Annotated in this window: 9 protein-coding genes; 6 read left to right on the top strand and 3 right to left on the bottom strand. The window is 75.7% G+C overall.

Annotated elements, in window-relative coordinates; genetic code table 11:
* The first annotated feature begins 1 nt into the window (after window position 1).
* A complete protein-coding gene (locus tag ACIOFR_RS28130; RefSeq protein WP_401001973.1) occupies window positions 2-550 on the top strand; it encodes a DinB family protein in 549 nt (182 codons plus the stop codon).
* Between the two features lie 19 nt (window positions 551-569).
* Here ACIOFR_RS28130 and ACIOFR_RS28125 read toward each other — a convergent pair whose 3' ends face one another.
* Window positions 570-1,319 (bottom strand): TetR/AcrR family transcriptional regulator, encoded by a 750-nt coding sequence (locus ACIOFR_RS28125; RefSeq protein ID WP_401001971.1) that lies wholly within the window; start codon window positions 1,317-1,319, stop codon window positions 570-572.
* A gap of 89 nt (window positions 1,320-1,408) precedes the next feature.
* Between ACIOFR_RS28125 and ACIOFR_RS28120 the strand changes: the two genes are divergently transcribed.
* The 4 genes from ACIOFR_RS28120 (at window position 1,409) to ACIOFR_RS28105 (ending at window position 6,390) form a co-directional block, all read left to right on the top strand.
* Window positions 1,409-2,902, top strand: coding sequence for an MFS transporter (locus ACIOFR_RS28120; RefSeq protein ID WP_401001970.1), 1,494 nt, complete (start codon window positions 1,409-1,411; stop codon window positions 2,900-2,902).
* Between the two features lie 176 nt (window positions 2,903-3,078).
* Window positions 3,079-3,399 (top strand): GYD domain-containing protein, encoded by a 321-nt coding sequence (locus ACIOFR_RS28115; protein ID WP_401001968.1) that lies wholly within the window; start codon window positions 3,079-3,081, stop codon window positions 3,397-3,399.
* A 90-nt stretch (window positions 3,400-3,489) separates the two neighbouring features.
* Window positions 3,490-5,085, top strand: coding sequence for an AMP-binding protein (locus ACIOFR_RS28110; protein ID WP_401001967.1), 1,596 nt, complete (start codon window positions 3,490-3,492; stop codon window positions 5,083-5,085).
* 279 nt (window positions 5,086-5,364) lie between these two features.
* Window positions 5,365-6,390 carry an isopenicillin N synthase family dioxygenase gene (locus ACIOFR_RS28105; RefSeq protein ID WP_401001965.1) on the top strand — a complete coding sequence of 342 codons (1,026 nt, stop codon included), beginning with the start codon at window positions 5,365-5,367 and terminating at the stop codon, window positions 6,388-6,390.
* Between the two features lie 135 nt (window positions 6,391-6,525).
* Here the strand turns inward: ACIOFR_RS28105 and ACIOFR_RS28100 are convergent, their stop codons facing one another.
* A complete protein-coding gene (locus tag ACIOFR_RS28100; protein WP_401001963.1) occupies window positions 6,526-9,414 on the bottom strand; it encodes an ATP-binding protein in 2,889 nt (962 codons plus the stop codon).
* Between the two features lie 348 nt (window positions 9,415-9,762).
* Here ACIOFR_RS28100 and ACIOFR_RS28095 point away from each other — a divergent pair, with 348 nt between their 5' ends.
* Window positions 9,763-10,491, top strand: a complete 729-nt coding sequence (locus tag ACIOFR_RS28095; protein ID WP_401001961.1) for a MerR family transcriptional regulator — start codon at window positions 9,763-9,765, stop codon at window positions 10,489-10,491.
* A gap of 70 nt (window positions 10,492-10,561) precedes the next feature.
* Here the strand turns inward: ACIOFR_RS28095 and ACIOFR_RS28090 are convergent, their stop codons facing one another.
* Window positions 10,562-12,727: a 3-hydroxyacyl-CoA dehydrogenase NAD-binding domain-containing protein gene (locus ACIOFR_RS28090; RefSeq protein WP_401001959.1), complete on the bottom strand. Its 2,166-nt coding sequence runs from the start codon at window positions 12,725-12,727 to the stop codon at window positions 10,562-10,564.
* Window positions 12,728-12,737 lie beyond the last annotated feature (10 nt).

Raw genomic sequence — 12,737 nt, 5'->3', positions numbered from 1 at the left:
GATGACCGAGAACCCCCCGCAGCACTACGCCCAGGGCTGGGCCGACGCCGAGACCCGCCGGACGCCGCCGCTGGTCGGTGACGAGCGCGAGATCCTCACCTCCTACCTGGAGTTCCACCGCGAGACCTTCGCGCTCAAGTGCGCCGGCCTGCCGGCCGACCGGCTCTCGGAGCGCGGCCTGCCACCGTCGACGCTCAGCCTGCACGGGCTGCTGCGGCACCTGACCGGGGCGGAGCGGTGGTGGTTCCGGCAGCAGTTCGCCGGCGAGGACGTGCCGATGCTCTACTACTCCGACGAGGACCCGGACCAGGACTTCGAGCGTCTGGACGGCGATCCGCAGGAGGCGTTCGCGCTGTGGCGGGCGGAGTGCGCGCGCTCCCGCGAGATCGTCGCGGCCGCGGCCTCACTGGACGAGACCGGGGTGCACCGGGCGAGCGGCGACCCGGTGTCGCTGCGCCGCATCGTGGTGCACGTGCTCGCCGAGTACGCGCGGCACAACGGGCACGCCGACCTGCTGCGGGAGCGGATCGACGGCGCGACGGGGTACTGAGCGACGCCGCCGGGCGGCGCTACGGGGTACCGAGCCGCTCGGCGGCGAGCCGGACCGGCTCGCCGGGGGCCGGGGCCGGTCCCGGCGCGTCCAGGAAGGCGCAGTCCGCGTAGCTGCGGCCGAGCCGGGCGAACCCGGCGGCCAGGATGTCGCGCACCACGGCCTCGATCTCGGCGAGCGGGGCGCCGGCCGCCAGCCGGGCCCGCATCGCCTCGAACGCGGTCGCTCCGGCCGCGTCGGCGAAGCCGGTGAACAGGGCGAGTTCGGCGCGGACCACCGGCTCGGCGCCGGCCGGCCCGGCCCGGTCGAGCAGCAGGGCCAGCAGCATGCTCCGGCGCTCGTCGACCACCGCGGTGTGGAAGCGGTGCAGGGCGGGGCTGGCGAGCAGGATCCGGGCGAAGGTCCGGGAGGCGTCCTCCACCTCGGGGGTGAGCACCAGGCGCGCGTTGCCTGCGTAGTAGCCGTGCAGCCCCTCGATGAGTTCCTCCCCCGTCCGGGCGTCGACCACGGCCCCCGGGAGGGCGTCTGCGAACTCCTTGCGCCGGCTGAAGAAGATCTCCTCCTTCGACGCGTAGTGCGTGAAGACGGTGGCCGGGGCGACCTCGGCCTCGGCGGCGATCTGCGCCAGGGTGACGCCGTCGAAACCCCGCTCGGCGAACAGCCGGAAGGCGGCGTCGGCGATCGACCGGCGGGTCCGCTCGCGTTTGCGCCCCCGGAGGCCCGGGCGGGCCACGGGCGCGGCGGGGTCGGCGGCGGGGGTCGTGGTCATGGATTCAGAATAGTGCACGGCCTCAGAAAAATGGAGATGCTACATTTTTGGAGAGTCTCCAGAAACAACCCTCCCGGAAGGAGCCCGCCGTGGGCACCAGCCCGTCCACCGTCCGCCCCTCGGCCGGCACCGGCCGCCCGGCCGCTCCGCCCGGCGGCCGCCCGCTGTCCACCACCGCCGTCCTGGTGATCGCCTGCGCCGCGCAGTTCATGGTGGTGCTGGACGTCTCGATCGTGAACGTGGCCCTGCCCGCGATGCGCGCCGACCTGCACCTCACCCCGGCCGGCCAGCAGTGGATCGTCAACGCCTACACCCTCGGCTTCGCCGGGCTGTTGCTGCTCGGCGGCCGGATCGCCGACCTGGTCGGCCCCCGGCGGGCGTTCCTGACCGGGCTCGGGGTGTTCACCCTGGCCTCCCTGGTCGGCGGCCTCGCCGACGGCGCGGGACCGCTGATCGCGGCCCGCGCGGCCCAGGGCGTCGGCGGTGCGGTGCTGGCCCCTGCCACCCTCACCCTGATCATGACCACCTTCACCGAACCCCGGGCCCGCACCCGCGCGATGGGCGCCTGGAGCGCCGTGATGGCGGCCGGCGGCGCGGCCGGCGCGGTGGTCGGCGGGCTGCTGACCGAGTACGCGGGCTGGCGTTGGGTGCTGTTCGTCAACGTCCCGGTGGGCATCGCGCTCTTCCTGGCCGCGCTGGCGTACGTGCCCGGCGGCACGGTCGGCCGGGGCGGGCTGCGGCGGATGGACCTGCCGGGCGCCGTCACCGTCACCGCCGGGCTGACCGCCCTGGTGTACGGGATCATCTCGACCGAGTCGCACGGCTGGGGCTCGCCCGCCGTCTGGGGGCCGCTGGCGGCCTCCGGTCTGCTGCTGGCCGCGTTCACGCTGATCGAGTCGAAGGTCGCGCACCCGCTGGTGCCGCTGCGGATCCTGCGCCGCCGCACCCTGGTGACGGCCAACGTCGTCACCATGCTGGCCGGTGCGGCGATGTTCGCCATGTGGTTCGTGCTGTCGCTCTACTTCCAGCAGGTCCTCGGCTACAGCGCCGTGCGGGCCGGCCTGGCCTTCGTCGCCGGGTCGGTGGCGATCATCGCCGGCTCGCAGATCGCCACCCGGACGATCGCCCGGACCGGCCCCCGGCCGCTGCTGGTGGCCGGCACCCTGACCAGCACCGTCGGCTTCCTCTGGCTGTCGCGCTTCGCCGCCGACGGCAGTTACCCCGTCGACGTGCTCGGCCCGTTCGTGCTCTGCACGCTCGGCATGGGCCTGTCGATGATGCCCGCCACGGTGACCGCCACCAGCGGCGTCCCGCGGGAGGAGGCCGGACTGGCCTCCGGGCTGGCCAACACCTTCCGCCAGGTGGGCGGCGCGGTCGGCCTGGCCGTCCTGGCCACCGTGGCCTCGCACACCACCGCCACCCGGCTCGCGGAGGGCGGGGTGAGCGCCGCGCAGGCGCTCACCGACGGCTTCGGGCGCGCGCTGCTGGTCGGCGCCGCCTTCACCACCTGCGCGCTCGTCGGTGCCCTCACGCTCCCCGCCCGGCAGGCCCCCGCCCGCGCCGCGGAGGCCACCGGCTCCTGACGCCGGGTCCCGCCGAACGGGCCGCCGGCCCCCGCAACCGACGGACGGCCGGCCCGGCTCCCGGCCCGGCGGACGGCCCCCCGTTCGGAGGCGCCCGGCTGGCCCGCGCCGCGGGCGGTGCCCGAAGGTCGACTTGGGCCGCACGCCGCGGCCCACCGCACCGACGGGAGAGCCGGATGCCGAAGTACCTGATCCGGGCGAGCTACACCGCCGAGGGGGCCCGGGGGCTGCTCGCCGAGGGCGGCACCGGCCGCCGGGCCGCCGTGGAGAACGTGCTGCGGCCGCTCGGCGGCACGCTGGAGTCGATGTACTTCGCCTTCGGCGAGGAGGACCTGTACTGCATCCTCGACCTCCCCGACCACGTGTCGATGGCCGCCGTCTCGCTGACGGTCCGGGCCAGCGGGGCGCTGCGGTCCAGCGCCGTCGCGCTGCTCGACCCCGAGGAGGTCGACGCCGCAGCCCGCCGGCAGGTGGACTTCCGGAGCCCCGGCGTCTGACCGCGCCGCAGCGTCCCAGCGCGCTCCCTTGACGAACCGTCACCGTTGACCAAGCCTGGTCAAAATGCTCCCCGGCCGAGGAGGTCAACGGTGACCGGACAGGCGTCCCACACGCACGGCGGTGCGGAGGTCGCGCTGCTGGACGAGACCATCGCCGAGCGGCTGGACCGGACGGTCGCCGCCTTCCCCGACCGGGAGGCCCTGGTCGACGCCCCGACCGGCCGGCGCTGGACGTACCGGGCGCTCGGCCGGGACGTCGACCGGATCGCCCGGGGCCTGCGCGCCCGGGGCGTGGCCCGCGGCGACCGGGTCGGCATCTGGGCGGCCAACTGCCCCGAGTGGGTGCTCACCCAGTACGCCACCGCCCGGCTCGGCGCCGTGCTGGTGAACGTCAACCCGGCCTACCGCGCCCACGAGCTGGCGCACGCGCTGAACCGGGCCGGGGTCTCGCTGCTGGTCGCACTCGCCGACGAGCGCGGTGGCGACCGGCCGGGAACGGTCGCCGGGATCGCCGACCGATGTCCGCGGCTGCGCGAGACCCTGTGGATCGGGGAGGCCGCCTGGAACGGACTGGACGGCCCGGACACCGGATTCCCGACGCTGCACTGCGACGATCCGATCAACATCCAGTACACCTCGGGCACCACCGGCTCCCCCAAGGGCGCCACCCTCTCGCACCGCAACATCCTCAACAACGGCCACTGCGTCGGCGCGCTGCTCGGCTACACCGAGCAGGACCGGATCTGCGTGCCGGTGCCCTTCTACCACTGCTTCGGCATGGTGCTGGCCAACCTCGCGGCGCTCAGCCACGGCGCCTGCGTCCTGGTGCCGTCCCGCTCCTTCGACCCCGCCGCGACCCTGCGTACCGTCGCCGCCGAGCGGGCCACCGCGCTGTACGGCGTCCCGACCATGTTCATCGCCGAGCTCGGCCTGCCGGACTTCGCCGACCACGACCTGTCCTCGCTGCGCACCGGGCTGATGGGCGGCTCCCCCTGCCCGGTCGAGGTGATGAAGCGGGTCCGGGACGACCTGGGCATGGCCGAGGTCGCCATCGCGTACGGGATGACCGAGACCTCCCCGGTGTCCACCCTGACCCGGCGCGACGACGACCTGGCGCACCGCACCGGGACGGTCGGCCGGGTGCTCCCGCACGTCGAGGTCAAGGTCGCCGACCCGGCCGACGGGCGGACCGTGCCGCGCGGCACGGTCGGCGAGCTGTGCACCCGCGGGTACTCGGTGATGCTCGGCTACTGGGAGGAGCCCGAGCGGACGGCCGAGGCCGTCGACCCGGACGGCTGGATGCACACCGGCGACCTCGCGGTGATGCACCCGGACGGCTACCTGAGCGTGGTGGGCCGGATCAAGGACATGATCATCCGGGGTGGCGAGAACGTCTACCCCCGCGAGGTCGAGGAGTTCCTGCACACCCACCCCGCCGTCGCCGACGCCCAGGTGGTCGGCGTGCCGGACGAGCGCTACGGCGAGGAGGTCTTCGCCTTCGTCGTGCTGCGCGACCCCGCCACCGGGCCCGGGCCCGAGGAGCTCACCGCGTACTGCCGGGCCGGGATCGCCCGCTTCAAGGCACCCCGGCACGTCCGGGTGGTGGACTCCTTCCCGATGACGGTCAGCGGCAAGGTCAGAAAGGGCGACCTGCGCGAGCTGGCGGCCAGGGAACTCGGTCGGTGACCGGGCAGCGGCCCCGGCCCCCGCACCGTGTTCGCCCACCGCCCCGACGATCATCTAACCTGGTGACGTGCTCATACTCGTCAGCCGTCGCCACGTGGACCTGCTCCGCGTCACGAGCATGTCCTGTCGACGCTCCGGCTGATCTCACTCCCTCTCCTGCCCTCGGGGGCACACACCCTCCCCCGGCCCCGCCGCACCCGCCCGATCGGACGGGTCGGCGGCAGCGTTCCCGGACACCCGCCGGGCGCCGCCGGGGCACCGACACAGCGGATGTCACCCATGACACAGCAGTCCCAGACCACCGGTCTCCCCGTGATCGACCTGTCCCTCGCGGACGGCACCGAGGAGGACCGTGCCCGCCTGCACGACGCACTCCGCTCGGCCGCCACGGACGTCGGCTTCTTCCAGCTCACCGGCCACGGCATATCAGCCGACGAGACCGGGTCCCTGAACACCGCCATGCGGGCCTTCTTCGACCTCCCCGAGGCCGACCGGCTGTCCGTGAGCAACCTCAACTCCCCGCACTTCCGCGGCTACACCCGCACCGGGGACGAGCGCACCGGCGGCAGCCGGGACTGGCGCGACCAGCTCGACATCGGCGCCGAACGCCCCCCGCACGTGCCCGGCCCGGCCGAACCCCCGTACTGGTGGCTGGAAGGCCCCAACCAGTGGCCCAAGGCCCTGCCCGAGCTGCGGACCGCCGCGCTGCGCTGGATCGAGCGGCTGGAGGCCGTGGCCCACCGGCTGCTGCACGAGCTGCTCGCCTCGATCGGCGCCCGGCCGGACTTCTACGACGACGCCTTCGCCGGCCAGCCGCACCTGCGGCTCAAGCTGGTCCGCTACCCCGGCACCGCACCGGACGGCGCCGGCCAGGGCGTCGGGACCCACAAGGACTACGGCTTCATCACCCTGCTCCTCCAGGACACCGTCGGCGGCCTCCAGGTCGAGCGGCCGGACGGCTCCTTCCTGGAGGTGCCGCCGATGGAGGGCGCCTTCGTGGTGAACCTCGGCGAACTGCTGGAGGTCGCCACTGACGGGTACCTGAAGGCCACCAGCCACCGGGTGGTCAGCCCGGCCGGGGCCCGGGAGCGGTTCTCCGTGCCGTTCTTCTACAACCCGCGCCTGGACGCCCACATCGAGCCGCTGGACTTCCCGCACGCCCACCACGCGCCGGGCGCCACCCAGGACCCGTCCAACCCGCTGTTCGCCGAGTTCGGACGCAACGAGCTCAAGGGCTACCTGCGTGCCCACCCCGAGGTGACCAAGCGGCACCACACCGACCTGATCCCGCTCGCCGGCGCCTGAGCCGGAGCCCCCGATCCGGCCCACGCCCGACCAGCGCCCCGGCCCGCGCCCCGGCCCGCGTCATCGCACGCGGACCGGGGCGCGGCGCCGTGCCCGGGCCCGCCTGGACACCCGCGGGCTCAGACCGGGAGCGGCTCAGCCGGTACCGCCCGCCGGCTCCGAACCGAGCGCCGCGGCCAGCCCCTTGCGGCTCACCCCGAGCTTGCGCAGGACGCTCGCCACGTGGTGCTCCACCGTGCGGGCGGACAGGAACAGCACCCGGGCGACGTCCTGGTTGGTGGCGCCCTGCGCGACCAGCTCCGCCACCTGCCGCTCCCGGGGCGACAGCCCCTCGCCGTAGCCGCGGCGGCCCGGCGACGACGCCCGGGCCCCTCCCAGCTCGCGCAGGGCGTGCTGGCAGCGCGCGGCGTCGGAGGTGGCGCCGAGGGCGGTGAAGGATTCGGCGGTCCCGGCCAGCCGGGCGGCCGCACCCTCCGGATCGGTCACGGCCAGCGCGCGGGCCAGGTGTTCCGCGGCGAGCGCCGCGTCGTACGGCCGGCCGATCTCCGCCCACCCGGCCCGGGCCCGCTCGAACTGCCGGGCGGCCTCCTCCGGCCGGGTGTCCCGCAGCAGGGCGCCCCGGGCCAGCCGGACCCCGGCGGCGGCGGCGGGCGCGTCCCGACCCGCCAGACCCTGCTCGGCGTCCTCGGCCAGCCGGGCGGCGGCCGGCCGGTCGCCGCAGGCCAGCAGCGCCTCGACGGCGGCCGGGAGCAGCTCCGCCCCGCGCGCCCACGCACCGGCCCGGCGCAGCGCGGCCACCGCCGGGGCGACCGCCGCCGCGGCCTCCTCGACGGCGCCCTCGGCGAGCCGGAGCGCGGCGAGGCCCGCGGCGGCGCGCAGCACCATGGTCACCTGGGACTCGCGGTCCGCGTACGCGGCGGCGGCCGCGAGGCAGGCCCCGGCCCGGGCGCGGCGGCCGCGGGCGACGCCCGTCCGGCCCGCCAGCAGCGCCTGCTCGGCGCCGGCCATCGCCAGGTCGGGGAACTCGGTGCCGAGGGCGGCGAACCGCTCGTCCAGCCGGTCCCAGCGGCCGGCCAGGCCCTCCAGCCGGAGCAGCGCGATCCGGCTGTAGCACTCCAGGTACGGGATGCCGGCCGCGCGGGCCAGCCGGCGGCTCTCCCGCAGGAGGTCCGCGGCCCGGCGGTCGTGGCCGAGCTCGACGGCGATGTCCCCGGCGTTGTAGAGCGCCCGGGCGCTCTGCCGGACCACCTCCGGGTTGCCGGCGGTGCGCGGCAGCTCGTCCAGCCGGGGCCACACGGCGGGGTCGCCGGCCCGGGCGAGGAACGTCAGGCGGGTGGCGCGGACGGCGGCGGCGGTGGCCTCGTCGGGGGCGGCCGCCAGGGTGCGGTCGGCCCGGTCGAGCCGGCTCCAGGCGTGGTCGCCGGCGCCGTCCCGTTCGTTCATGGCCAGCGCGACCATGGCCCGGGCGGCCCGGGCCGGGCGGTCGGCGAGCTCCTCGACGGCCTGTTCGATCTCCCGGTAACCGGCGCGGTCGCCGCCCTGGGTGGCCATCAGGATGCCGAGGGTCAGCCGGATCTCGCCGCGGTCGGCGGCGGACAGCCGCGGGTCCGCGATGATCCGGGCCAGGGCCGCGGCGCTGGCGCTGGCGTCGACGCCGTTGGCGGCGATCCGGGACAGCGCGAGGGCGACCCGGCCGCGCTGCTCCTCGCCGAGCTCCGGTTCGGCGAGGATTCGGCGCAGCATGGCCTCGGCGGTGCCGGTGTCGCCGAGGGCGACGGCCTGGTCCGCGGCGGCCTCCGCGACCCGCAGCCAGGCCCGGTGGTCGCCGAGCGCGCGGGTGTGGTGGGCGATCTGCACCAGTGGCGGCGGGGACTGCGCGTCGAGGGCCGCGACGGCACGGCGGTGCAGCAGGGTCCGGCGGGGGCCGGGGACGCGGCGCAGGGCGACCTGCTGGGCGAGGGCGTGCCGGAAGCCGTAGCGGGCCGGGGCGCTCTCGTGGAGCGCGGCGGCCTGCAGGGCCTCGGTGAGGCCGAGCGCGGTCTGATCGGCGTCGAGCCCGGCGACCCGGGCGAGGAGTTCCTCGCCCGCGGGCACGCCGAGCACCGCGGCGGCGTCGGCGACGGCCGCGGCGGCGGGCGGGAGGGCGGCGAGGCGTTCGGTGACGGCGTCCCGCAGGCCGCGGGGCACCTCGGCGTGTTCCAGGTCCGCGGTGAGGTCGGCGGCGTCGGCGAGGCCGCCGGGACGGCCCTGCTCGCAGAGGGTGATCAGGTCCTCCTCGGCGACCAGCGGCAGGCCCTCGCTGCGCTCGAACAGCACCCGGGCCAGCGCGGGGGTGGCCCGCGGGCCGAGGGCGGCCTGCGCCAGTTCGTGGACCTCGGGCTCGGCGAGCGGGGCCAGCGCGATCCGGGTGCCGCCGACACCGGGCGGGCGGCGGTAGGCGGCGCCGAGCACGGGGGTGTCGCGGGGCAGGTCCTCGGCCCGGTAGGTGAGCAGCAGGGCGAGCTCGGGCGGCAGGTCGCGGGCCAGGAGCAGGAGCAGGTCGCGGGTGGCCTCGTCGACCCAGTGCATGTCCTCCACGACCAGGACGGCCGGGCCGATCGAGGTCAGGAGCGAGCGGGCGGCCTGGACCAGCCGGTGCCGTCCGGCGCCGGTGTCCGCGGGGGCGGGCGGCAGCCGGTCCGCGAGGTCCGGCAGCAGCGGGGCCAGCGCGCCTGCGCTCGGCGGGATCAGCGCGGCGGCGGGCAGCCGGGGGCCGGCCGCCCGCAGCGCGTCCACCACCGGGCCGAACGGGAACGGCTCGCGCAGCGGGTGGCAGAAGCCGGTCAGGACCGGCCGGCCCTCCCCGGCGAGGGCGGCGGTGGCCTCCGCGACCAGGCGGGACTTGCCGATGCCGGCCTCGCCCTCGACCAGCACGACCGAGCGCGGGCGGCGCAGTGCGGCGAGCAGCAGGGCGAGCTCCCGGCGGCGGCCGACGAAGCCGAAGCCGCCGCCGGGCGCGCGGGTGTCCTGACCGGCCGGGGTCATGCGGGCCGGCCGGGAGCGCCGGTGCGCGGTGGGCGGTGCGCGGGGGTCATGCCTTCATGATGACCGGGGGTGCCGCGGGCCGGGGCGGCCGGGGGTTCACCGGTCGCGCCACCGGTCGGTGGTCTCGTGGCGGCCGAGGTCCTGACGGACGGTCAGCGCGTCGGGGGTCGGCGCCGGCCGGGCGCCCGAAGCCGCGGGCTGATCCGACACGACCGCCCGGACAGGACCTGACGCCGGGCACCGGCAGGGGTGGCGGTCGAGGGTGCCCGGGCTGCTGGACCGGTGTGGAGGGGCGGTGTCACACTTCTGCTGTCACAGTGCTGCTGCATCACGCTCCGAGGACGGACCATGACGGCTACTCCCCCGGCGCCGGCGCGCCTGACCGTGGACGAGCTCGCGGCCCGGGCCGGGGTGACGGTCCGGACGCTGCGGTTCTACAGCGCGAAGGGGCTGCTGCCGCCGCCGGAGCTCGGGCCGCGGCGGGTCGGGCACTACGGGCCGGAGCACCTGGGGCGGCTGGAGCTGATCGAGGAGTTGCAGCGGCAGGGGCTGACGCTGGCGGCGATCGAGCGCTACCTGGCCCAGTTGCCGGAGGACATCAGCTCGCTCGATCTGGCGATCCACCGGGCGCTGGTGGCGTCCTGGACACCGGAGGCGGCGGAGGAGGCCGGCCGGGAGCAGGTCGAGCGGCGGGCCGGGCGGACGCTGACCGACGCCGACGTGGACCGGCTGACCGCGATGGGGGCGCTGCACCGCACCGGGGACCCGGAGGTGTTCAAGGTCGACCCGGGTCTGCTGCCGCTCGGGGTGCGGGTGCTGGACGTGCCGATTCCGCTGGAGACGCTGGTGGCGGCCCGGGCGGTGGTGCGGCTGCACAGCCAGGCGACCGCGCACGACCTGCACCGGCTGTTCCGGGAGACGGTCTGGAAGCCGTACCGGGAGAGCGATCCGCCGGCGGAGGAGCTGGAGCGGATGAAGGAGCTGACGGACCAGATCCAGCCGATGGTGGTGCAGGCGCTGGTGACGGCCTTCCAGCGGTCGCTGGCGGACGAGTTGGCGGCGGGGGACGCGGGCTGAGGGCCCGGCCCCGGGGCGCGGGGTGCCCCCCCGGGGGCGCGCGGATGCCCTCGCGCCCCCGGGGTGCCGGTCAGCCGGTGAAGGTGCGGCCGTCGGCGGCCATCCGCTCCAGCAGGGCGGGCGGCTGGAAGCGCTCGCCATAGGCGGCGGCCAGTTCGCGGGCGCGGGCGGTGAAGCCCGGCAGCCCGCCGCGGTAGCCGTTGATGTACTGGAGCACGCCGCCGGTCCAGGCCGGGAATCCGATGCCGAGGACGGAGCCGACGTTGGCGTCGGCGACCGAGGTGAGGACGTTCTCCTCCAGGCAGCGGACCGAGTCCAGCGCCTCGGCGAAGAGCATCCGCTCCTTCATGTCCTCGAACGGGATCTCGGCGCCCGGCCGGGTGAAGTGCTCGCGCAGGCCGGGCCACAGCCGGGTGCGCCGGCCGTCCCGGTACTCGTAGAAGCCGGCGCCGCCGCTGCGGCCGGGCCGCTCGAACTCGTCGAGCATCCGGTCCATCACCGCGTCGGCCGGGTGCTCGGACCAGCTGCCGCCGGCCTCCTCGATCGCCCGCCGGGCCTCGTTGCGGATCTTGCGGGGCAGCGTGAGGGTGAGTTCGTCCAGCAGGGACAGCACCTTGGCCGGGTAGCCGGCCTGGGCGGCGGCCTGCTCGACCGAGACCGGGTCGAGTCCCTCACCGACCATGGCGACGCCCTCGTTGATGAACTGGCCGATCACCCGTGAGGTGAAGAAGCCGCGCGAGTCGTTGACCACGATCGGGGTCTTGTTGATCTGGCGGACCAGGTCGAAGGCGCGGGCCAGCGCCTCGTCGCCGGTCTGCGGGCCGCGGATGATCTCCACCAGCGGCATCTTGTCGACCGGCGAGAAGAAGTGCAGGCCGATGAAGTCGGCGGCGCGGGTGACGCCCTCGGCGAGCAGGGCGATCGGGAGGGTGGAGGTGTTGGAGCAGAGCAGCGCGTCGGGGGCGACGACGTCCTGGACCTCCTGGAACACCTTGTGCTTGAGCTCCGGGTTCTCGAAGACCGCCTCGATCACCGCGTCGCAGCCGGCCAGGTCGGCGGCGTCCGCGGTCGGGGTGATCCGGGCCAGCAGCTCCGCGCGCTGCTCGGGGGTGGTCCGGCCGCGGGCCACCGCCTTGTCCAGCAGGCCGGCCGAGTAGGCCTTGCCGCGCTCGGCGGCCTCGGCGGTGACGTCCTTGAGCAGCACCTCGATGCCGGCCCGGGCGCAGGAGTACGCGATGCCGGCGCCCATCATGCCCGCACCGAGCACGGCGACCCGGCGCACCGTGCGGGGCTCGACGCCCTTGGGACGGCCCGCGCCGGAGTTGACGGCCTGCATGTCGAAGAAGAACGCCTGGATCATGTTCTTCGAGATCTGACCGCAGGCCAGCTCGGTGAAGTAGCGGGCCTCGATGACCATCGCGGTGTCGACGTCGACCTGGGCGCCCTCGACCGCGGCGGCCAGGATGTTGCGCGGGGCCGGGTAGTCGGCACCGGCCAGCTGCTTGCGCAGGTTGGCCGGGAAGGCCGGCAGGTTGGCGGCGAAGGCGGGGGTGCTGGGGGTGCCGCCGGGGATCCGGTGGCCCTTGACGTCCCAGGGCTGGACGGCCTCCGGGTTGGCGGCCACGAAGGCGTGCGCCTTGGCCATCATCTCCTCGCGGGTGGCGGCCAGTTCGTCCACCAGGCCGTTCTCCAGGGCCTGCGCCGGACGGTACTGGCGGCCCTGCAGCAGGACCTTGAGCAGCGCGTCGGTGATGCCCATCATCCGCACGGTGCGGACCACGCCGCCACCGCCGGGGAGCAGTCCGAGGGTGACCTCGGGCAGGCCGATCCTGCTGCCGGGCGCCTCCAGGGCGATCCGGTGGTGGCAGGCGAGGGCGATCTCCAGGCCGCCGCCGAGCGCCGCGCCGTTGATGGCGGCGACCACCGGCCGGCCGAGGGTCTCCAGGGTGCGCAGCGCGCGCTTGATCCGCATCGAGTTGGCGAAGACCTGGTCGGCGGTCTCCGGGGTGGCCGCGGAGATCAGCCGCAGGTCGCCGCCGGCGAAGAAGGTCTTCTTGGCGGAGGTGATGATCACGCCGCGCAGGCCGTCGGTGGCCTTCAGCCGCTCGACCGTCGCCTCCAGGGCGTCGGTGAAGGCGGCGTTCATGGTGTTGGCGGACTGGGCCGGGTCGTCGAGGACGAGGGTGACCACGCCGTCCTGGTCCTGCTCCCAGCGGATGGCAGTCGTGTTGCTCATGGAAACGTGT

This window comes from Kitasatospora sp. NPDC088346 (assembly GCF_044740765.1).
Lineage (GTDB): Bacteria > Actinomycetota > Actinomycetes > Streptomycetales > Streptomycetaceae > Kitasatospora.
This window is presented reverse-complemented; position numbering and strand designations above follow the sequence as displayed.